At 24.3% G+C, this 22782-nt stretch carries 26 protein-coding genes and 1 tRNA gene; 8 read left to right on the forward strand and 19 right to left on the reverse strand.

The genetic code is table 11. The annotated features are described in order from the left end of the window. Window positions 1-6: 6 nt before the first annotated feature. The 9 genes from rplC to tusD all read right to left on the reverse strand — a co-directional run bounded on the left by rplC (window position 7) and on the right by tusD (window position 6756). Window positions 7-636 (reverse strand): 50S ribosomal protein L3, encoded by a 630-nt coding sequence (gene rplC, locus AB4W54_RS01775; RefSeq protein ID WP_367674399.1) that lies wholly within the window; start codon window positions 634-636, stop codon window positions 7-9. A gap of 27 nt (window positions 637-663) precedes the next feature. Further along, the gene (gene rpsJ / locus AB4W54_RS01780) at window positions 664-975 is read right to left on the reverse strand and encodes a 30S ribosomal protein S10 (protein ID WP_367674400.1); all 312 of its coding nucleotides are present in this window, start codon (window positions 973-975) and stop codon (window positions 664-666) included. A gap of 287 nt (window positions 976-1262) precedes the next feature. Further along, a complete protein-coding gene (tuf, locus tag AB4W54_RS01785; RefSeq protein ID WP_367674401.1) occupies window positions 1263-2447 on the reverse strand; it encodes an elongation factor Tu in 1185 nt (394 codons plus the stop codon). Between the two features lie 57 nt (window positions 2448-2504). Then, window positions 2505-4607 carry an elongation factor G gene (gene fusA, locus AB4W54_RS01790; protein ID WP_367674402.1) on the reverse strand — a complete coding sequence of 701 codons (2103 nt, stop codon included), beginning with the start codon at window positions 4605-4607 and terminating at the stop codon, window positions 2505-2507. Between the two features lie 99 nt (window positions 4608-4706). Beyond that, window positions 4707-5177: a 30S ribosomal protein S7 gene (gene rpsG, locus AB4W54_RS01795; RefSeq protein WP_367674403.1), complete on the reverse strand. Its 471-nt coding sequence runs from the start codon at window positions 5175-5177 to the stop codon at window positions 4707-4709. Between the two features lie 44 nt (window positions 5178-5221). After that, window positions 5222-5596, reverse strand: coding sequence for a 30S ribosomal protein S12 (gene rpsL / locus AB4W54_RS01800; RefSeq protein WP_367674404.1), 375 nt, complete (start codon window positions 5594-5596; stop codon window positions 5222-5224). A 97-nt stretch (window positions 5597-5693) separates the two neighbouring features. Continuing rightward, window positions 5694-5981 carry a sulfurtransferase complex subunit TusB gene (gene tusB / locus AB4W54_RS01805; RefSeq protein ID WP_367674405.1) on the reverse strand — a complete coding sequence of 96 codons (288 nt, stop codon included), beginning with the start codon at window positions 5979-5981 and terminating at the stop codon, window positions 5694-5696. Window positions 5982-5999: 18 nt separating this feature from the next. After that, entirely contained in the window at window positions 6000-6359 is a 360-nt protein-coding gene (gene tusC / locus AB4W54_RS01810) for a sulfurtransferase complex subunit TusC (RefSeq protein WP_367674406.1), read from the reverse strand. A gap of 4 nt (window positions 6360-6363) precedes the next feature. After that, window positions 6364-6756 (reverse strand): sulfurtransferase complex subunit TusD, encoded by a 393-nt coding sequence (tusD, locus tag AB4W54_RS01815; protein WP_367674407.1) that lies wholly within the window; start codon window positions 6754-6756, stop codon window positions 6364-6366. Between the two features lie 166 nt (window positions 6757-6922). On the opposite strand from tusD, the gene tsgA reads away from it, so the two are divergent. Beyond that, complete coding sequence (gene tsgA, locus AB4W54_RS01820) at window positions 6923-8095, forward strand: MFS transporter TsgA (protein WP_367674408.1); 1173 nt, start codon at window positions 6923-6925, stop codon at window positions 8093-8095. A 13-nt stretch (window positions 8096-8108) separates the two neighbouring features. On the opposite strand, the gene trpS is transcribed toward tsgA, so the two are convergent. From trpS to aroK, 4 genes are all read right to left on the reverse strand, one after another. Then, window positions 8109-9107 carry a tryptophan--tRNA ligase gene (gene trpS / locus AB4W54_RS01825; protein WP_367674409.1) on the reverse strand — a complete coding sequence of 333 codons (999 nt, stop codon included), beginning with the start codon at window positions 9105-9107 and terminating at the stop codon, window positions 8109-8111. A gap of 31 nt (window positions 9108-9138) precedes the next feature. After that, entirely contained in the window at window positions 9139-9822 is a 684-nt protein-coding gene (gene rpe, locus AB4W54_RS01830; protein WP_367674410.1) for a ribulose-phosphate 3-epimerase, read from the reverse strand. 71 nt (window positions 9823-9893) lie between these two features. Next, window positions 9894-10988: a 3-dehydroquinate synthase gene (gene aroB, locus AB4W54_RS01835; RefSeq protein WP_367674411.1), complete on the reverse strand. Its 1095-nt coding sequence runs from the start codon at window positions 10986-10988 to the stop codon at window positions 9894-9896. A gap of 26 nt (window positions 10989-11014) precedes the next feature. Beyond that, window positions 11015-11536, reverse strand: a complete 522-nt coding sequence (aroK, locus tag AB4W54_RS01840; RefSeq protein ID WP_367674412.1) for a shikimate kinase AroK — start codon at window positions 11534-11536, stop codon at window positions 11015-11017. Between the two features lie 195 nt (window positions 11537-11731). On the opposite strand from aroK, the gene AB4W54_RS01845 reads away from it, so the two are divergent. Continuing rightward, a tRNA-Ser gene (locus AB4W54_RS01845) sits at window positions 11732-11818 on the forward strand. A 25-nt stretch (window positions 11819-11843) separates the two neighbouring features. On the opposite strand, the gene deoD is transcribed toward AB4W54_RS01845, so the two are convergent. The 4 genes from deoD to ssb all read right to left on the reverse strand — a co-directional run bounded on the left by deoD (window position 11844) and on the right by ssb (window position 15432). Next, window positions 11844-12551 (reverse strand): purine-nucleoside phosphorylase, encoded by a 708-nt coding sequence (deoD, locus tag AB4W54_RS01850; protein ID WP_367674413.1) that lies wholly within the window; start codon window positions 12549-12551, stop codon window positions 11844-11846. Window positions 12552-12611: 60 nt separating this feature from the next. Next, entirely contained in the window at window positions 12612-13835 is a 1224-nt protein-coding gene (locus AB4W54_RS01855; RefSeq protein WP_367674414.1) for a phosphopentomutase, read from the reverse strand. A 106-nt stretch (window positions 13836-13941) separates the two neighbouring features. Then, window positions 13942-14544, reverse strand: a complete 603-nt coding sequence (locus tag AB4W54_RS01860) for a NifU family protein (RefSeq protein WP_367674415.1) — start codon at window positions 14542-14544, stop codon at window positions 13942-13944. A 381-nt stretch (window positions 14545-14925) separates the two neighbouring features. Next, the gene (ssb, locus tag AB4W54_RS01865; protein WP_367674416.1) at window positions 14926-15432 is read right to left on the reverse strand and encodes a single-stranded DNA-binding protein; all 507 of its coding nucleotides are present in this window, start codon (window positions 15430-15432) and stop codon (window positions 14926-14928) included. Window positions 15433-15612: 180 nt separating this feature from the next. Between ssb and dnaB the strand changes: the two genes are divergently transcribed. From dnaB to hemW, 4 genes are all read left to right on the forward strand, one after another. Continuing rightward, complete coding sequence (gene dnaB / locus AB4W54_RS01870; protein WP_367674417.1) at window positions 15613-16998, forward strand: replicative DNA helicase; 1386 nt, start codon at window positions 15613-15615, stop codon at window positions 16996-16998. A gap of 76 nt (window positions 16999-17074) precedes the next feature. Then, window positions 17075-17644, forward strand: coding sequence for a YqgE/AlgH family protein (locus AB4W54_RS01875; protein ID WP_367674418.1), 570 nt, complete (start codon window positions 17075-17077; stop codon window positions 17642-17644). A gap of 2 nt (window positions 17645-17646) precedes the next feature. Then, window positions 17647-18060 (forward strand): Holliday junction resolvase RuvX, encoded by a 414-nt coding sequence (ruvX, locus tag AB4W54_RS01880; RefSeq protein WP_367674419.1) that lies wholly within the window; start codon window positions 17647-17649, stop codon window positions 18058-18060. A gap of 42 nt (window positions 18061-18102) precedes the next feature. Continuing rightward, entirely contained in the window at window positions 18103-19248 is a 1146-nt protein-coding gene (gene hemW, locus AB4W54_RS01885; RefSeq protein ID WP_367674632.1) for a radical SAM family heme chaperone HemW, read from the forward strand. A gap of 14 nt (window positions 19249-19262) precedes the next feature. On the opposite strand, the gene trmB is transcribed toward hemW, so the two are convergent. After that, window positions 19263-20000 (reverse strand): tRNA (guanosine(46)-N7)-methyltransferase TrmB, encoded by a 738-nt coding sequence (gene trmB, locus AB4W54_RS01890; protein ID WP_367674420.1) that lies wholly within the window; start codon window positions 19998-20000, stop codon window positions 19263-19265. A 68-nt stretch (window positions 20001-20068) separates the two neighbouring features. On the opposite strand from trmB, the gene mutY reads away from it, so the two are divergent. Together mutY and AB4W54_RS01900 are read left to right on the forward strand one after the other, a co-directional pair. Further along, on the forward strand, window positions 20069-21109 hold the full coding sequence (mutY, locus tag AB4W54_RS01895) for an A/G-specific adenine glycosylase (protein ID WP_367674421.1): 1041 nt from the start codon (window positions 20069-20071) through the stop codon (window positions 21107-21109). Beyond that, window positions 21106-21348, forward strand: a complete 243-nt coding sequence (locus AB4W54_RS01900) for an oxidative damage protection protein (protein ID WP_367674422.1) — start codon at window positions 21106-21108, stop codon at window positions 21346-21348. The genes mutY and AB4W54_RS01900 overlap by 4 nt, the downstream gene beginning before the upstream one ends. Before the next feature lies 1 nt (window position 21349). Here the strand turns inward: AB4W54_RS01900 and sbcB are convergent, their stop codons facing one another. Next, window positions 21350-22777, reverse strand: a complete 1428-nt coding sequence (sbcB, locus tag AB4W54_RS01905) for an exodeoxyribonuclease I (RefSeq protein ID WP_367674423.1) — start codon at window positions 22775-22777, stop codon at window positions 21350-21352. Window positions 22778-22782: the final 5 nt, after the last annotated feature.

Raw genomic sequence — 22782 nt, forward strand, 5'->3', positions numbered from 1 at the left:
CCTCCTTTATGATTTTATTGCTGGTTTAACAATTACATAATTTCCAACTGGGCCGGGAATTGAACCTTTAATTAATAGAACATTTAAATCAGAATCTATATTAATTAATTGCAAATTTTGAATAGTAACACGACAATTTCCTAATTGACCAGACATTTTTTTACCTTTAAATACTCTTCCTGGAGTTTGATTTTGACCAATCGATCCAGGAGCTCTATGAGATAAAGAATTACCATGTGTTGCATCTTGCATACTAAAATTCCATCTTTTTATAGTACCAGAAAATCCTTTTCCTTTAGATATACCAGTAACATCTACCTTTTTAATATCATGAAAATAATTTACATCAATCATTTGACCTAATTGAAATTTCTCATTTTCTAAAATCCTAAACTCCCATAAACCACACCCAACATCAATACCACTCTTCATAAAGTGTCCAATTTCAGGCTTACGTATTTGACTTTTTTTTTTTATACCTGTTGTTACTTGAATAGAACAATATTGATCACTCTGAATATTTTTTATTTGAGTAATAATATTTTTTTTTATTTGAATAACTGTAATAGGTATTGATTCTCCTGATTCACTGAAAATACGAGTCATTCCAATTTTATTGCCTACTAGTCCAATCATAATATCACCAAATTATAAAGAAATAATTTAATCTAAACTAATTTGTATATCTACTCCAGAAGATAAATCTAATCTCATTAAAGCATCTACAGTCTTTTCTGTTGGTTGAATAATATCAAGCAATCTTTTATGTGTTGTAATTTCATATTGATCTCGAGCATCTTTATTTACATGTGGAGAAATTAAAACAGTGAATTTTTCTTTTCTAGTTGGTAAAGGAATCGGACCTTGTACTTTAGCTCCAGTTCTTTTAACTGTATCAATAATTTCTAAAATAGATTGATCAATCAATCTATGATCAAATGCTTTTAAACGAACACGAATTATTTGATTCGACATAATACTATTGCTCCAATTATAAAAATAAAATTTTATTACATAAAATAATTAACGAAATGATATAATAACTATATATTATAAATATGTATTGAATATATTTTACAAATAACATTGCAAATACTTTATCTTATAAAATACACCATCATAATCAATATCTTTAACAAAATATTAAATATTTTTAATATATAAATATAAGACAGATAGTACAATATTTAAAAAAAAATTAATATACTATCTTATCATCAATCATTTTATATCAAACTGTTATACCGTTAATCATCATTCCACTAATTAATTATTTTTATCACCACACCCGCTCCAACAGTCTTACCACCTTCCCTAATTGCAAATCTTAAACCCTCTGACATAGCAATGGGATTAATTAAAGTTACAACAATTTTAATATTATCTCCAGGCATAACCATTTCCATACCCTCTGGTAATTCAATAAAACCAGTTACATCGGTTGTACGAAAATAAAACTGAGGCCTATAACCTTTAAAAAATGGAGTATGCCTACCACCTTCTTCCTTAGATAAAATATATACTTCTGATTCAAATTTAGTATGAGGGTGAATACTTCCTGGTTTAGATAAAACTTGTCCTCTTTCTATTTCATCCCTTTTAGTACCTCTTAATAAAATACCAACATTTTCCCCTGCGCGCCCTTCATCTAATAACTTCCTAAACATTTCAACACCAGTACAAATAGTTTTAGTAGTAGGTTTAATACCGACAATTTCTACTTCTTCACCCACTTTAATAACTCCTTTTTCTACTCTTCCTGTAACCACAGTACCACGACCAGAAATGGAAAATACATCCTCTATAGGTAATAAAAATGGTTGATCAATATCCCGTTTAGGATCTGGAATATACTTATCTAAAAAATTAGACAATTCCAATATTTTATTTTCCCATTCAACATTCCCTTCTAACGCTTTTAAAGCAGAACCTCTAATAATTGGAATGTCATCTCCAGGAAATTCATATTGTGTTAATAATTCTCTTACTTCCATTTCTACTAACTCTAATAATTCTTCATCATCTACCATATCACATTTATTTAAAAAAACTACTATATGTGGCACACCAACCTGACGAGCCAATAAAATATGCTCACGAGTTTGAGGCATAGGGCCATCTGTAGCAGCAACTACTAATATTGCTCCATCCATTTGTGCAGCACCAGTAATCATATTTTTAATATAATCCGAATGACCTGGACAGTCAACATGTGCATAATGCCTAATACTAGTATCATACTCAACATGAGAAGTATTAATTGTAATTCCCCTAGCTTTTTCTTCTGGAGCGTTATCTATTTGGTCAAATGCTCGAGCTGAACCACCATAATGTTTTGATAATACAGTAGTAATAGCAGATGTTAAAGTAGTTTTCCCATGATCGACATGACCAATTGTACCAACATTAACATGTGTTTTTAATCTTTTAAATGTTTCTTTAGACACTGTATTTTCCCTTATTTATATAAAAATTAAATTAGATAAATGAATAAAAATAAAAAATTATTTACTTCTTTTTTCAATAATCTGTACTGAAATATTTTTAGGAATTTCTAAATAATTCAAAAATTCCATAGAATAAGAAGCTCTTCCTTGAGTTTGAGAACGTAAATCAGTTGCATACCCAAACATTTCTGATAAAGGAACTTTAGCAGAAATTAACTTCCCAAGAGAAAAATCATTCATACCTTCTATAATACCTCTTCTACGGTTCAAATCACCTATCACATCCCCCATATATTCTTCAGGAGTTTCTACTTCTACTTTCATAATTGGTTCTAATAATATTGGATTTGCTTTTTTAAAAGCTTCTTTAAAAGCCATCGAAGCAGCAAATTTAAACGCTAATTCCGAAGAATCAACATCATGATACGATCCAAAATGTAATCTGACACCAACATCAACAACAGGATAACCAGCAAGAGGTCCAGAATTTAACTGTTCTTGCACACCTTTATCAATAGCAGATATGTATTCATTAGGAATTACACCACCTTTAATATCATTAATAAAATTATAACCTAAACCAGGCTTTAAAGGAAACAAATCAATTACTACATGACCATATTGCCCTCTACCACCAGTTTGTTTAATATATTTTCCTTCTACATCTTTCACTTCTTTTAAAATAGTTTCACGATAAGCAACTTGAGGTTTACCTATATTCGCATAAACATTAAATTCCCTCTTCATACGATCTATAATAATTTCTAAATGTAATTCACCCATTCCAGAAATAATAGTTTGATTTGATTCATGATCCATACGTACCATAAAAGAAGGATCTTCTTTTACTAATCTATTTAATGCCAAACCCATACGATCTTGATCAGTTTTCGTTTTTGGTTCCACCGCAATAGAAATTACTGGATCAGGAAATTCCATTTTTTCTAAGATAATAGGATTATTTATATCACATAAAGTATCCCCTGTAGTAACATTTTTTAAACCAATAGCTGCAGCAATATCACCCGCTCGTACTTCTTTAATTTCTTCCCTTTTATTAGCATGCATTTGCACAATTCTGCCAAATCGTTCTTTTTCAGATTTCACTGCATTCAAAATTGTATCACCAGAAGTTACAAATCCAGAATATACTCTAAAAAATGTTAAATTTCCAACAAAAGGATCGTTAGCTATTTTAAAAGCTAAAGCAGAAAATGGTTCTTTATCACTCGCAATACGATTGTTAGAAACAGAACAACTATTTTTAATACCATTCACAGATTTAATATCAACAGGAGAAGGTAAATATTCAATAATTGCATCTAACAAAGATTGTACCCCTTTATTTTTAAAAGCAGAACCACAAGTAACTAAAATTATTTTATTATTTAATACTTGATTCCTTAATTCATCTTTTATTTCTTTTTCAAATATTTTTTGATTATTTAAATATTTATCCATAATAATTTCATTTGTTTCAGAAACAAGTTCTAAAATAACTTGATTCCATTTTTCAGATATTGTTACCAAATTATCAGGAATTTTATCATATCGAACAGTAATACCTTTATCCTCTTCATTCCAATATATAGCTTTCATAGTAATTAAATCAATAATACCAATAAAATTATTTTCTGAACCAATAGGTAATTGAATAGGAATTGGATTAACTTTTAATCTTTCTTTCATTTGTTCCATTACTTTAAAAAAATCCGCACCTACCCTATCCATTTTATTAATAAAAGCAATTCTAGGAACCTGGTATTTATTTGCTTGCCTCCATACAGTCTCTGATTGAGGTTGAACACCACCTACCGCACAATATATCATCACCGCTCCATCTAAAACACGCATAGATCTCTCAACTTCAATAGTAAAATCTACATGACCAGGAGTATCAATAATATTAATACGATGACTAGCAAATTGATTATTCATACCAGACCAAAAAGTAGTTGTTGCAGCTGATGTAATAGTAATACCACGTTCTTGTTCTTGAGCCATCCAATCCATTGTTGCTGCTCCGTCATGTACTTCTCCAATTTTATGATTAATTCCAGTATAAAATAGAATTCTCTCAGTAGTAGTAGTTTTACCAGCATCAATATGTGCACTAATTCCAATATTACGATAATATATAATTGGTGTTTTACGAGCCATTATATTCCTCTATTTATTCACATAATATAATTTATATATAAAATAAAATATCATTATATTTGTAATTTATATACATATTTTATAAAAATATTTTATCACTTACCAACGATAATGAGCAAACGCTTTATTAGATTCTGCTGTACGATGTACCTCATCTCTTTTTTTAATTGCTTCTCCCTTCTTTTCAAAAGCATCTGATAATTCATAAAATAATTTCATTAACATAGATTTTTCTTTTCTTTTTCTTGCAGCATAAATAATCCATCGAATAGCTAATGTATTTCTACGAACCGCTCGTACTTCTACTGGAACTTGATATGTTGAACCTCCCACCCTTCGGGATTTTACCTCCACCATAGGACGAACATTTTCTAAAATAATTTCTAAAACATCTAAAACACTTTTATTTACTTTTTGAGATAATTTTTCAAAAGCAGAATATACAATAAATTCTGCAATAGATTTTTTACCATCTTCCATTAGAATATTAATAAATTTCGATAATACTTCTGATGAAAATTTTGTATCAGGTAAAATATTACGATTTCCAATTACACAACGACGAGACATAATAAACTCCATTAATACTAATATAATAAATAAAAACAGTATAATTATTTTTTTATTTTTTTAACACCATATTTCGATCTACCTTGCTTTCTATTTTTCACCCCAGCACAATCTAGAGCACCTCGCACAACATGGTACCTAACACCAGGTAAATCTTTTACCCTACCACCCCTAATTAAAATTACTGAATGTTCTTGTAAATTATGACCCTCACCTCCAATATAAGCAGTTACCTCAAAACCATTAGTTAATTTGACACGACATACTTTACGTAAAGCAGAATTAGGTTTTTTAGGAGTAGTAGTATATACTTTAATACATACACCTTTTTTTTGAGGACAACCATTTAATGCTGGAACATTATTTTTTACAATTCTTTTTTTTCTTGGATAACGTACTAACTGATTAATTGTTGTCATATCAACCCTCTTTATCAAATATTATAATACATAATATATTTTATATTAAATTATTTATCATATATAAATTACACAATCATAATTTATAACATATATTTTACCAATTCATAGATTTATTATATTTTTCGGTTAAACGAACAAAATCAATATAATTAATTATAGAAAAATTACTACAAACATACTCTTCAACCCCTCTAGCAATCACATCCTCTTTAAGTAAATATAAATTCATGGAACAAGATAATATTTTTGGTAAAAAAATATTTTTGTTTAAAGCAATCAAAACTCCATCTTGTAGTGCAATGAAACTATGTCTAAACAAAAACATATTACACATAAAATTAATATTTATTTTATATGGTGAATGCATTAATATATGTAACATAAATATACTTATTTACAATTAGAAATTTAAAATACAATCATGTCTATTAATTATACTTATTATTTCTGTAATATTTAAATATTTCACTTGTACAACAAAATTAATATTTTCTGTAAATCCTCTATTTGATAAACAAGTTGAACATAAATAAAAATTCTTAATATTGCATACAGGTAATACATTAAATTTATTAGAATATTTTTTTAAAAATATCAATTTGGGATTTTGTTTATTAAATATTTGAAATATTCCATCTTGAATAAAAAAAATGCTGATTTTATTAGTATAACAAGACATAGATAGCGCAATATTTAAACCATCCTTTCCTTTATTATTGCCATATGGAGCACTTGAAAATACTAAAGCTATTTTCTTCATATTATTAAAATTGCATAAATCTATCTGATTTTAATATATTATATACTAAAACACCTAATCCGGTAATATTAAAATATTTATGTAAATTACCATGTAATAAACCTAATTCTTTAGCCATATCATTTGTAATAATACCACGTTCTTGTGCACTATTAGAACAAATATTTAAATTAATATTAAAATTTTTACTTAATTTACACCAAACATTTAATATACGAAACTCATTACATTCCAATCCTATCATATTATTAGCATGAAAAACTCCATCTCCATAAAAAAAAATATCATTAATAGTACATGTTGTGCTTTTTAATAAATTTTGACAAAATAATAAAGCACTATTTGTATTTTCTTTACCACATAATGGACTCGTAACTAAAATAGTATATAATAACATTTTAATCAATTAATATATATAAATATTATATTTTACCATAACATATATAAAATTTAAAGCATTTAATATATTAAATAACATATAATTTTTTATAATATACCATACTCATAAAAAAGAGTATTTACATAATTTAATAGTGGCAAATAACCTATGTAAGGTAAAAAAAATGTTTAATAAAAATAAATTAGGTTTAACAATAATCAGTTTTTTATCTTATTATTTAACAGGATCTATGATTATTGTTACAGGTATTGTTATACACAGTATCGCTAAATATTTTAATTTATCTATTTCACATATGAGTAAAACATTCACTTTTTTAAATGCTGGAATATTATTTTCTATTTTTTTAAATTCCTGGATAACAAATATTGTATCATTTAAAAAACAAATCATGTTCGGACTAATTTGCATTATAACTTCTATATCAGGATTAATATTTTTTAAAAATATAACTATATTTTGTTGTAGTATGTTTATATTAGGTATGGTTGGCGGTATTACCATGTCAATCGGAACATTTTTAATAACTTTTTTATATTACGGTAAAGAAAGAACAAAAAAATTATTAATAACAGATTCTTTTTTTAGTATGTCTGGGATGATTTTTCCAATTATTACATCATTCTTACTTAAAAGAAATTTCACGTGGTATTGGGCATATACAATTATTGTAATAATATACATAATAATTTTTATTATTTCATTAAATGTAAAATTTCCTAATTTAAATCATGATATCAATATTAACCATACAATAAACCAAAAAAAATACAAAAATAATATATTAATATTATGTACATCCGCTCTTTGTTATATTTTAGGACAATTAGGATTTATTTCCTGGATTCCAGAATACTTAACGCAAAACATACACATGAATATTGAATCCGCAGGAAAATTAATTAGTAATTTTTGGATGTCATATATGATCGGTATGTGGTGTTTTAGTTATATATTACAATTTATTGATATAAAAATTGCATTATCCACTTTAAGTGGAATTTCAACAATTATTATGTATATATTTATACATAATCATTATATTCAATTATTTAATACTATTATTATTATATTAGGTTTTTTTTCCAGCGCTATTTATACAATCATTATTACAATCACTTCACTACAAACTCAAAAACCATCGCAAAAACTAATTAATTTAACACTAATATCAGGAACTATAGGAACATTATTAACTTTTATTGTAACTGGTCCAGTAGTACATCACATTGGAATATATGGAGCGCTAATTATTTCAAACATTTTATACGCAATAGTATTTATACTATCATGTTTACTACAACATAGTAATAATTACAATAAACACTGGAAATAAAAAATATTTTCTTTCACTTTAAACCTAAAACAGAATAAACAATTTCTAAAGTTTTATTTGCCTGAAAACGTGCTTTATCTGCTCCAGATTGTAAAATATTTTCTAAATATAATGTATTATTTCTAAAATAATAAAAACGATCTTTTAATTTACGCAAATATTTAATAATAGTAATAGCAACAACATGTTTAAATGATTTATATGAAAGATTATGAAATAAATCTTCTAAAGAAAAAATATTTTTACCAGTTAAACTAGAATAAATATTCAATAAATTAGAAATTCCAGGTTTATCATTAATATTATAATATATCTTATTTTCAGAATCAGTAATCGATTGATAAACTTTTTTAAAAATCGATTTCTCTTCTTCTAATAAAAAAATAACATTATTATGATTTATATCTGATTTAGACATTTTTATTGTAGGGTTTGATAAACTCATAATTTTAGAACTATATTGATTAGGAATATAATATTCAGGTATTGTAAAAATATTTCCATATAAACTATTAAATCTTTTTGCAATATTTCTAGCTAATTCTAAATGTTGTTTTTGATCTTCTCCAATTAATACTTTATTACTTTGATATAATAAAATATCTGAAGACATGAGTACAGGATAACTAAATAAACCAATATTAATATTACTATTATGTCTTTTAGCTTTTGTTTTAAATTGAGTCATCCTTGATAATTCACCAAAATATGTATAACAACTTAAAATCCAATTTAACTGACAATGCTCGTATACTTCAGATTGAAGAAATATAATACTTTGATCTGGATCTACTCCAGATGCTAAATAAAAAGATAAAGTATCCAATATGGATGATCTTAAATAATTAGCATCTTGTATAACAGTAACTGCATGTAAATCAGCAATACTATACATACATTGATTTATACTTTGCATAGCAGACCAATGAGATATAGAACCAATATAATTACCTAAGGTTAAATTACCAGAAGGTTGTACAGCACTAAAAATAATTGATTTTGATACATCCATATTCCACCCTATCTATATATACTTTTAATAATCATTTTTTTATATTAGTCAATACATTCAATCTACATTTAATTTTTTTAACAATTTTTTTATAATCTTTTGATCCAAAAATAGTAGAACCCATAACAAATATATTAGCACCTGCATCGGCAATATCTTTAATATTATCAATATTAATTCCACCATCTACCTCAATTAATGTAGAAGGAGAATAATTATTAATTAATTTTTTTACTAATACAATTTTTTTTAAAACAGAAGGAATAAATTTTTGTCCAGAAAAACCAGGATTTACTCCCATTAAAACAATTACGTCCAATTTCTTGATTACATAATTTAAAATATCAAGTGAAGTAGTAGGGTTAAATACTAAACCGCACTTACAACCATGATACTTAATTAAATTTAATGTTGCATCAACATGGTAACTTGACTCTGGATGAAATGTAATAATATTTGCTCCTACATTTGCAAAAACAGGTATTAAATTATCTACCGGTTTAATCATTAAATGAACATCAATTGGGGCACAAATATTGTATTTTTTTAAACACTGCAATACATATGGACCAAAAGTTAAATTAGGAACATAATGATTATCCATAACATCAAAATGAATAATATCACAACCAGCAGATAATACTTTTTGTACATCTTCTCCTAATCTGGAAAAATCTGCAGATAAAATAGATGGTGCAATCCAAAATTTTGACATTTAATACTCTTTAAAATATATTTACATTATATAATACCAAAAAATTCCATGAAATTAAAACAATAGTTACACTATTTCTTCCAACAACTTTTAATAACAGAAAGTATAACATTACGATCAAAATCATCAAATATTTTTACCGATCCAATAGATGTAGGTAAAATAATCCTTATTTTACCACCAGAATTTTTTTTATCTCTTAAAATATACGGAAAATACGATTGGGGAGACATATCATAAGGAGGGGAGATAGGTAACCCAGAATATTGAATTAAATTAATCATACGATTAGACTGACATGAATCCAATAATCCTATTTTTTCAGATATTTTGATTGCAATTACCATACCCACAGATATCGATTCTCCATGTAACCAATGTAAATATTCAAAATAAGATTCAATAGCATGACCGAAGGTATGTCCAAAATTTAAAAACATGCGACAATTATTTTCTCGTTCATCTAAAGTAACAATTTTAGATTTTAAAATACAACATTTATTAATACAATACAAAATACTCTTTAAATCTAACGATAACACTTGATATATATTTTTTTCTAACCACTCAAAAAATCCATAATCAAAAGAAATAGCATATTTTATTATTTCGGCTAATCCAGAAACTAATTGTGCATACGGTAAAGTAAATAAAAAATCAACATTAGTAATTACTGATATCGGTTGCCAAAAAGAACCAATCATATTTTTACCATCAATATGATTCACACCTGTTTTACCACCAATCGATGCATCTACTTGAGATAATAATGTAGTTGGAATTTGTATAAATCTTATACCTCTTTGATATATTGAAGCTACAAAACCTACTAAATCTCCTATAACACCTCCACCCAAAGCTACTAAAATAGTATTTCTATCATAAGCATTTTTTAATAAAAATGATAATAACATTTCTACAGAATGTAAATTTTTATACTGCTCGCCACTCAATAAAATAAATTCATTGACTACCATATCATTTGTTAAAAAAAAGTCTAATACTATTTTTTTCCATATGGGCGATATTATAGTATCAGTAACTACTAAAATTCTATCTCCTTTAGACGCAGGAGATAAAATATCGTTGGATTGAAAGATCTTAGAACCAATATGTATAGGATAAGAGTGATTTTTTAAATTCACTATAAATTTTTGATTAATCATAATATACTCTAATTTATTAATAACAACTAAATTTTTTTTAAATCATTTAAAATTTGGTATACTATTGCTTTAGTACTTTTATTATCTGTATGAACTATTATATCAGATATTTCTTCGTATAAAGGATTACGAGCAATAGAAATATCTTTTAATATAACCTCTTTAGGTTGAGAACCATTTAATAACGGTCTATTTTTACTCATTTTAGTACGTATTAATTGTTGTTCAATAGTTACTTTTAAATATATAATTATACCGCGAGCAGATAAAACATTTCTTATTTTTTTTGATAAAATAGATCCGCCACCTGTAGCTAAAACAATTTTATTTATACTTGTTAATTCATTAATAATTTTTTCTTCTCTTTTTCTAAACCCTTCTTCTCCTTCTATATCAAATACCCAACTAATATCCACTCCAGTCCTTTTCTCAATTTCTTGATCTGAATCATAAAAATCCATATTTAATTCTTTGGCTAGTTGACGACCAATAGTACTTTTTCCAGCTCCCATTGGCCCGATTAAAAATAAATTTCTTTTATCTACCATATTAAAATCATTAACATAATTTTTATTTAATACCTATTAGTATAAACGCTATAAAAAATAAAATGCATATATATTTTAATATCTATTTGATATAATATAAATAATGAATATAAATATAATTAAATGTATAAAATATTTATATTATAAGTATAATAAAATATTATTATATAATTTATAATACATTATATAAAATAAGGTGAGATGTCCGAGTGGTTTAAGGAGCATGCTTGGAAAGCGTGTATGCGCATTATCGCATCAAGGGTTCGAATCCCTTTCTCACCAATTTGAAAAAATTTATTTAATATGACTATAATGTGATAGTATCTAAAGATAATTTAATCATATTGTTGAATGAAAATAATCTATCATTACTAGATAAACGTTCATTAAATTTAAGATGATCCGAAACACAACACATAGACATAGCTTTAATATTAAATTCCGCTGCAATACTATAAAAACCAGCTGTTTCCATATCAATTCCTAAAATATTATATTTTTTTAATAAATTATATATTTTCCGATCTTTAAAATAAAAAATATCAGTTGTAAAAAAATTACCAATATGTAATGGAATCCCCATATACTGTGCAAAATTATTTATATTACAAATTATATCAAAATCTGCTATTGCAGAATAATCATAATTACTAAAACGATTTCTATTAAAACTAGAATCAGTACAAGCACCCATAGCAATAATAATATCTTTTAATTTAATATTTTTTTGTACTGTACCACAAGTACCTAATCTAATTATTTTTTTTACATGATAATATTGTGCTAATTCTTCAATATAAAGAGCAGCAGATGGAATTCCCATACCATGACTCATAACAGAAACTCTACAACCTTTATAATACCCAGTAAAACCTAACATATAGCGGATATTAGTAACTTCAATACAATTATCTAAAAAATTTTCTGCTATATATCTAACTCTAATAGGATCTCCTGACATAATTACTAATTCAGAAAAATCATTTTTTCTAGCATTAATATGTGGCGTAATCATACAATATTATCCCAAATGAAAAACTTTAAAAATAATGCACATAAATATAAAATAATATATTTACAATAAACTAATTCCATAATTCATAGAAGATAAAGCAAAATACTTTGCTACTGTTTGTGCAATATCAGAAAAAGTTTTCCTATTTCCAATATATTTATTACATAATTTTTTATGATATAGTAACATTGGAACATATTCTCTTGTATGATCAGTACCTACCCAGGTAGGATCACAACCATGATCCGCGGTAATAATTAATAAATCATCATCATATAAGGAATGTAATAAGCGAGGCAATTGATTATCAAAAAATTCTAACCCTTGAGCATAACCAACAAAATCTCTTCTATGCCCCCAAAGAGAATCAAAATCAACAAAATTAATAAACCCAATTGTATTACTAGGAGCTGTTTTAACTAAATTAATACTACAATTCATTAAATCCTTTAACCCAAATGCACATATTTTTTTAGTAACTCCCACATTAGCAAATATATCTGCAATTTTACCTATTGCTATTACCTGACCATTTAACTCAGATATTAACTTTTGCATAATAGTTATACCATTGGGAGGTTTAGAAAAATCTTTTCGATTATTTGTTCTAAAAAAATTAAACTTATTTTCCCCAATAAAAGGTCTAGCAATCACTCTAGCAACGTTTAACTTATATTGATCTAATATACTACGTACTGCTTCACATAATTGATATAACTCTTCTAATCCAAATATTTCTTCATGGCAAGCAATTTGTATCACTGAATCAGCAGATGTATAAAAAATAGGTTTTTTTGTTTGAATATGTAATTCACCAAAGTTATATAATATATCAGTACCAGAAGCGTGACAATTACCTAAGATACCAGATAAATTACACTTAAATATAATATAATTCATTAATAAATCAGAAAAACTATTTTTTTTATTATCAAAATAATCCCATTTAAATAATACAGGAGAACCTGCAATCTCCCAATGTCCAGCAGTAGTATCTTTTGATAAAGATAATTCACTCAAATAACCATGAGTACTAATAATATTGCTACTTCCAATAATACCATTTGGTAATTGACCATACATTTTTTGATAAATATGGCCTAAACCTAAAGAAATTAAATTAGGAATATATAAAGGACCATATCTGCCCACATTAGCTTTACCAAGATAACAATATTCTGATATATGACCAAATGTATTCGATCCTAAATCACAAAATACATTTGCATCTACGCTATAACCAATTCCAAATGAATCTAATACTAAAATAAACACTCTTTTCATTTTGTATCCTGTAATTTCAATAATTATTCAATTATAATGAATATATTTATATTCATAAATGATATATACCCATAAAAATAATTTGAAATATGTATATGATAAAAATTTAATAAAAAGAATGATTTCCACGATGGTGTTTGGTCACGTCTATGACTCCAGTTAATTCAGGAAATTTATGTAAAATTTTTTTTTCAATACTATCATGTAAAGTTGTATTAGACATGGCACATCCATTACAACTACCTAAAAATTTTATATTTAAATAACCTAATTTAGTTAAATTCATTAAAACAATTTTACCACCATGTTGCATTAACATAGGATTAATATGTAATTCAATATAATTTTGTAATTTATTTAGTAAGATAACATTTTTATCATCAGAACAACAATTTTTAACATAATCATTTACCTTATTTTTAGCATGAGGAGCAACTAATACTAGTTGTTCATTTAATTCATCAATAATTAAATCAATTTTTGCATCTTGTAAATAATGAGTAATAATTTGATTAATATAAATATTAAAATAAATATATTTTACTTCAATATCCGTATTATGCAAATCTATACAATTACTATAAGAAATTTTACATTCAGCAATACTAGTACCGGGATTTGTAATAGATATCTTCAGATGTTTTAATTCTTTTTCTTTATATACAAGTTTCTTTAAATAATTTTGCGCAATATTAGTGATATAAATCATAATTATTCATTTATTTCATATTAATAAATATGTAAAATATTTAATATAATATAAAAATTTTTATATTATTAAAATATATATAAAATTAATAAATTATATTTTTATTACCATTAAGAATAAAATTATAAATTAAATGATAAACAGATTAAATAATTTATAATTATAACAAAATATAATAAAATTATCTAAATATAATCTATAAGGGCATATTTCATAATATATACATACCACAAAATATTTTAAAATATATATTTAAGATAAAAAAATTATATATTTAACATAATCATTATTACATTAAAAATATATAATGTAGATATTGCATCCTATAAAATACAAATTAAAATAGTTTATAGTATTATGTTTTTTCTTACTTGTATATATTTAAAACGGTAATTCTTCATCAAATTCTACGCTAGATAAATCTTCTTCCAATAATTTATCTTTAAATTCATTATCTATATCATCTTTGTTTTTTGTTAATTCTGTATGTACATTACTAGAAATATTTTCTTGTATAGTAGAATTTTTATTTCCATGTACTCTACTACCCAACATTTGCATTTTACCATTCATATTTACTAATACTTCAGTGGTATAACGATCAATGCCATGTTTATCTTTCCATTTTCTTGTTTGTAAAGAACCCTCAATATAAATTTGTGATCCTTTTTTTAAATATTCTCCAGCAATTTCAGCTAATTTACTAAACAATATTACTCTATGCCATTCCGTTTTTTCCTTCATATCTCCTGTTTTTTTATCTTTCCAATATTCCGAAGTTGCTATAGTAATATTTGTAACAGCATTACCATTAGGAAGATATCGTATTTCAGGATCTTTCCCTAAATTACCAATTAAAATAACTTTATTTACTCCTCTACTGACCATAATATATTATCCTTAAATAAAAAATAAATAATTTCTATATAAACAAATTTATTATATATAAAAAAATAAAATTTTTGTTCAATACCATTACATTCTTAAAATAAATATTAATTTTTATTATAAAAATATTAATTATTATGTCATTTAATAAAAATTTTAACCCATAATAAAAAGAAAAATATGAAAAAATATAAATATTCTATGCAAAAACAAAATATTAATAATTTAAAATTACCTTATTCTATAGAAGCAGAACAATCTGTCTTAGGCGGATTGATGTTAGATAATAAAAAGTGGGATAATGTTGCAGAGCATATTATTGATAAAGACTTTTTTCATATATCTCATAGATTAATCTTTAATGAAATGCAAAAATTAATCAATACAAATTATCCTATTGATCTTATTACTCTCTCTGAATCACTAGAAAAAAAAGGTATATTAGAAAAGATAGGAAAATTCTCTTATTTATCAGAAATTATAAAACATACACCAAGCACAGAAAATATCATAGCATATGCAAATATAATAAAAGAGAGAGCAATTTTAAGAGATATTATTAAAATTGGTAATAAAATATCAAATATTGGATACCAACCAAAAGAAAAAACAATTTTAGAAATTTTAGATTATGCGGAATTTAACATATTAAATATTTCTCAAAAAAGATTAAAAAAAAGTAATCATCCTAAAAATATTAAAACTATGTTAGACCAGACAATTACAGTCATTGAAAATTTAATTAAATCACCGAAAAATAATATTACCGGAATTGATACAGGATATCAAGACTTGAATAAAAAAACATTAGGACTCCAACCTTCCGAATTAATTATTATTGCAGCCAGACCTTCAATGGGTAAAACAACATTTGCTATGAATATTTGTGAAAATGTAGCCATGATATATGAAAAACCAGTATTAATATTTAGTTTAGAAATGCCAGGAGAACAAATAATTATCCGCATGCTTTCCTCATTATCGCGTATTTATCAAAATAAAATTAAGACCGGAAACTTAAATGAAGAAGATTGGTCTAACCTGTCTAGTACAATTAATATATTGCTAAAAAAAAATAATATATATATAGATGATTCATCCAGATTAACTCCTAGTGAAATCCGTTCTAAATCCAGATATTTATATAGAAAAAAAAATGGTTTAAGTTTAATTATGATTGATTATTTACAATTAATTAATGTTCCACATCTGTCTGAGCATAGAAATCTAGAAATTGCAGAAATTTCAAGAACTTTAAAATCTTTATCTAAAGAATTAAAAATACCTATTATTGCATTATCTCAATTAAATCGTTCACTAGAACAAAGATCAGACAAAAGACCAATTAATTCTGATTTAAGAGAATCGGGAGCATTAGAACAAGATGCAGATTTAATTCTTTTTATTTATCGAGATGAAATATATAATGAAAACAGTGAAGCAAAAGGTATTGCGGAAATTATAATAGGAAAACAAAGAAATGGCCCTAATGGTGTTATAAAATTAACATTTAATGGAAATTTATCTCGATTCGATAATTACTGTAATCACGAAGTATCCTATTGATACATGAAAATTATAAATATATTATAATTTTGTCATATATTATTATATAATTGAATTTGTAATATTGAGATACATTATGGAAATAAGTCTACAAAATAATTTTTTAATTGCAATGCCCTCTATACAACAAACAATCTTTCATAAAAGTGTAGTATATATTTGTGAACATAATACCAATGGGGCCATGGGTATCATAATTAATAAAGCGTTCAAAAAAATAAAAATCAAACATATTTTAAAAAAATTAAATATTGAAACATCATATTATACATTTGGCCCTATCCTACATGATGCCGTAATGATTGGAGGACCAATCGCTCAAGATCGCGGTATTGTAATCCATGCTATAAAAAAAAAATTCTATTCTAGTTTAAAAATTACAAAAAATACTATTATAACTACTTCTAAAGATATTTTAGAATCTTTAGGAATGATTCAAAAAACAAATAATATATTACTTTTCTTGGGATATTGTATATGGGATAAAAACCAATTAGAAAATGAATTATTACATAATGTATGGTTAACTATCCCAGCAACACATAATGTATTATTTCATACAACCCCAAAAAAAAAATGGAATAAGGTAAATAAAAAATTAGGAATACCCCTATATCAATTATCTAGTCACCACGTATATTTATAAATATGATCATATTAGCATTTGATTTTGGAACAAAAAATATTGGAGTAGCAGTTGGTCAAAAAATTACAAATACCGCTAGATCTTTACAACCCATTCAAATATATAATAAAAAAATTAATTGGAATAATATTCATAATTTAATTATAACATGGGAACCTAAATTAATGATAGTAGGATATCCCTTAAATATGGATGGAACAAAACAAAAAATTACTCATACAGTTAAATATTTTGCTAAAGAATTATATACTAGATTCCTAATACCAATTAAATTACAAGATGAAAGATTAACAACTATAGAATCAAAATCTATACTATATTTACAAGGAGGTTATAAAAAATTGAATAAAAATAAAATAGATTCTTTATCTGCAGTATTAATACTAGAATCATGGTTTTCAAAAAATTGTATATAAATGTATGATAAAATATACTAATTTTATAAATCAAAACCCTTAATTATGTTAATACCTCAATTAGGATTATATATTCATATACCATGGTGTTTAAAAAAATGTTTATATTGTGATTTTAATACATATCAAATAAAAAAAAATACAAAAATCACTATTCATTATATTAAACATATGATTCATGATTTAATAAATGATACATATTTAATAAAAAATAGAATAATAAAAACTATATTTATAGGAGGAGGAACTCCTAGTTTATTAAATTATAAACTATTAAAAATACTAATGAATAATATTAAAAATATTATAAATATCGATAATAATATAGAATTCACTATCGAAATTAATCCTGAATTTATTACTATTGATACAGTAATTAAATATACTAAAATAGGAATTAATAGAATATCTATCGGTGTACAAAGTTTTAATAATAAAATATTAAAATCTCTTGGTAGAACACACTCTTCTATTACAGCTATCAAAATAATCAAACAAATTAAAAAAAATACAAAATTAAACATTAACATAGATTTAATGTATGGATTACCTAATCAAACTATATCACAATGTATAATAGATCTAAAACAAGCGATATCCCTTAAACCAAACCATATTTCTTGGTATCAACTAAACATAGAAAAAAATACTATATTTTATTATCAAAAACCAAGCATTCCTCAAGAAGAAAAAATATGGAAGATGTATACTAAAGGTAATAAACTCTTACATAAGAATAATTATAAAAAATACGAAATATCTTCATATACAAAAAATAATTCTCCCTGTTATCACAACTTAAATTATTGGAAATTTGGTGATTATATTGGGATAGGTTGTGGATCATACGGAAAGTTTACACAAATTACAGGAAAAATTATAAGAACCATAAAACAAAAAAGAATATATGACTATATAAATAATAAAAAACAATACTTATATAAAATATATAATATTTCTAACCAAGATAGACCATTCGAATATTTTATTAATACATTTAGATTATTAAAACCCATAAACAAAAAACACTTTTACCAATCTACTAAGATAAAACCGAAAAATATTCAACATATCATTAAAAAATCTATATTAAAAAAATATCTTATAGAAACAGAAAACTATTGGTCTATTTTACCATACGGAAGAATTTTTCTTAACAACCTGCTTTCCTATTTCATACATATATAAAAGTAATCATAACACTATTTAACACAAATAAAAATTAAATTATAAATTTTATTATTTTTTAACAGTGCTTTTTGGGCAAATCGAGTAGATAAAAAACCAGAATAATATGATAAACAATAAAATTCTGAAATATTTTTTAGATTTTGAATACCATTTGTTATATCTACAATACTATGATAATATGATTTACAATCTGTAATTATATGTAATATACCCCCCGGAACTAATTTGGTACATACCAAATTAATAACAGATATATTCAATATTCTTCTTTTATGATGACGTAATTTTACCCAAGGATCAGGGAAAAAAAATTGTATAATATGAATAGAATTATTACATATCATATATTGTAATACTTCTACTACATCATGTAAAATCACTTTAATATTATTAATACATTTCCCCTCCAAAAATAACTTATGTATTATTTTAGGGATACTAGGTATATATACCTCTACACCTAAAATGTTATAATTTTTATACATTAAAGCACTATTTATTAAAGAACTACCATCACCAAATCCCACTTCTAGTATTATTGGATTATCTACATTATCAAACATACTACTACAATCTATTTTTTTTTTTTTAAAATCTATACCAATATCTTTCCAATATGTTTTTATCAAATTTATAGATTGTCTACTTAAAGATCTATTACGACAAATAAAACTGCGAGAAGTTCGAATTATATTTCCATCTTTATTATATTGTGGTATACATAAATTATTAGTAATAATATATTTCATATATACTATTCATATCCGATAAATATATTATTATAATCATAAACAAACAAAATAAGTAAAAATTAAATATGAAATATTGGCAGTATGCACAATTAATTATTAATTGGCAACATGTATATGGAAGAAATAATTTACCATGGCAGGTTTATAAAACTCCATATTATACTTGGATTTCAGAAATCATGTTACAACAAACAAAAGTACAAACAGTAATACCATACTTTAAAAAATTTATTACAGAATTTCCAAATATTTATACTATTTCTTGCACTAATATAAATAAAATCTTATATTTATGGAGCGGGTTAGGATATTATTCTAGAGCACACTCTATATATAAAACATCTAAAATTATAATAAATAAATATAATGGTATTATTCCCAACCACGCTACTGAACTAATCAAATTACCAGGAATTGGAAAAACAACAGCAGGAGCTATTATATCACTAGGTTATAATTTATACGCTCCTATTCTAGATGGTAATGTTAAAAGAATATTAATGCGAATTTACAATATACAACCAATATATACACTACATGTCCTACAAAAAAAATTATGGGAAATAATTGAAAATATTACTCCTATCTATAATACTGGAAAATTTAATCAAGGTATGATGGATTTAGGAGCATTAGTATGTTTACCTAAAAAACCAAAATGTCATTTATGTCCAATAAAAAAATACTGTCAATATATACCTCAAAAAGACATACAAAAAATATCATTTAAAAAATTATTAAAAAACAAAAAAAGGTATTATGTAATTTTAAAATATGATCAAACCTTATTCTTACAGCAAAGAAAAGAAAAAAAAATATGGAAAAACTTATTTTGTTTTCCAGAATTTACAAGTATATTGAAAATGAATATTTGGTTATATAAACATAATATACATGATAATAAAAATATTCAATATACAAAAGTTAATCATCACTGTAGTAATATAAATTTACAAATGTTTTTTTTTATTATTCAAATAACAAATAAAAAAAATATAATACAAAATACAAAAAATATATGGTATAATAAAAAATTAAATCAACATATTGGTATACCATCTCCAATAAAAAAAATTATAACTAATTTAATAAAAGAAAATATATGAAAATCATATTTTGTCAATTTTTAAAAAAAATATCTGAAGGATACGAAAAACAATTTTACCCAGGTGAAATAGGAAAAAAAATACACCAAAATATTTCTAAAATAGCGTGGGAAAAATGGATGAAAGAACAAACAAAATTGATTAATGAAAATAATTTAAATATGACAAATATTACACACTATAAAATAGTAGAAAAAAATATGATAAATTTTTTATTTAAAAAAAATAAGACAAAATAATTTATTGATATATAAAAAAAAAAATAATAATATATTTTAATAAATGGTATAATGCCTTTTTTTTTTTACAATTATGAAAATACAAACCCATCAAAAATCTCACTTTTAATACATAATTATATATATATAATTTACTAAACATTCTTGCACGATGTATAAACCATTGATTTTTTTCTTTTTGAGTCAATAAATCATAAAAATTACGAGCGCAACATTTAAAAAATAATTCTTTACACCTAATATCAAAAAAATTTAAATTTTTATTTTTAAATTGCTTTATAGGATCTTTGTGTATCCTTGACATAATTTTTTTATCTTTCCAACAGAAAAAAGCATCATACATTTGTAAATCAACATTATCAAATTTTCTATAAATATGCGATTGTACATAAAATATAACTCTTTGTAAAAGAAAAATATTTTTACGTAATATACGTATTTTTTTTAAATAACATGTAATATTGATACCAAAATGGTTTAACTTATAACTAGTAAAAAAATGAATAGGAATTAATATCGGGCATTTATTAATACTTAAAAAATTTATACCTAACTTAAATAATTTTTTAAATGTCATGCTCTTAATAGATGTATTTTTAATAAATTCTATTAATGTTACAGGATTCATATACAAATCAAAAAAAAACAACATATTAATATTTTTATTATTCCAAAATAAAGGAACAATACAAGTAATATAATTTCTTAATTTTCCAAATATACCACTAATATATATCAAAGGAACATAATTTATAATATTTATTAGAGATTTAATATTATTTTTAAATCTATATTTTAAAAAAAAATTCAATAGTTTGGGTTTTTTATATTTAATTAATTTAAATAAGTTTATTGTTGCATATACATCTGATAAAGCAGTATGTGCATTATTATGAATAATGTTATTACACTTAGTTAAATCAACTAATTTAAAACTCGGTACTCTTGATTCACTATATAACCAATTAATTCCTGTAGGCGATAAAGCGTAACAAGCAATAATAATGTACATTAAATCTATTCTGGAATTATTATTTTTCCAACTCCAAGTATAAGGATCTAAAAAATTTCTATAAAATATATTACGTGTTATTTCATCATCAAAATTGATATTATTATAACCTACTATACAAGTGTTAGTACAATTTAAAATATTATAAATTTTTTCTGAAAAAAAAAATTCATTCATTCCATATTTTAATGTTAACTCTGGAGTAATACCGTTTGTTAAAACAGATATTGGATTTGGTAAATAATCAGTTGGAGGATAACAGTAAAAAATTTTTGGTTTATTAACTATATATAAATTTAAATTAGTTCTGATACAAGCAAACTGACATGGTTTATCTAATGCAGTATGAACACCAAACGTTTCATAATCATAAAACAAAAAACTATCTTCTTGTTTATTTACAGTATATGTATTCATAAAAT

Source organism: Buchnera aphidicola (Pterocallis alni) (assembly GCF_964059075.1).
In the GTDB taxonomy this organism is placed as follows: Bacteria; Pseudomonadota; Gammaproteobacteria; order Enterobacterales; family Enterobacteriaceae; genus Buchnera_L; species Buchnera_L aphidicola_AN.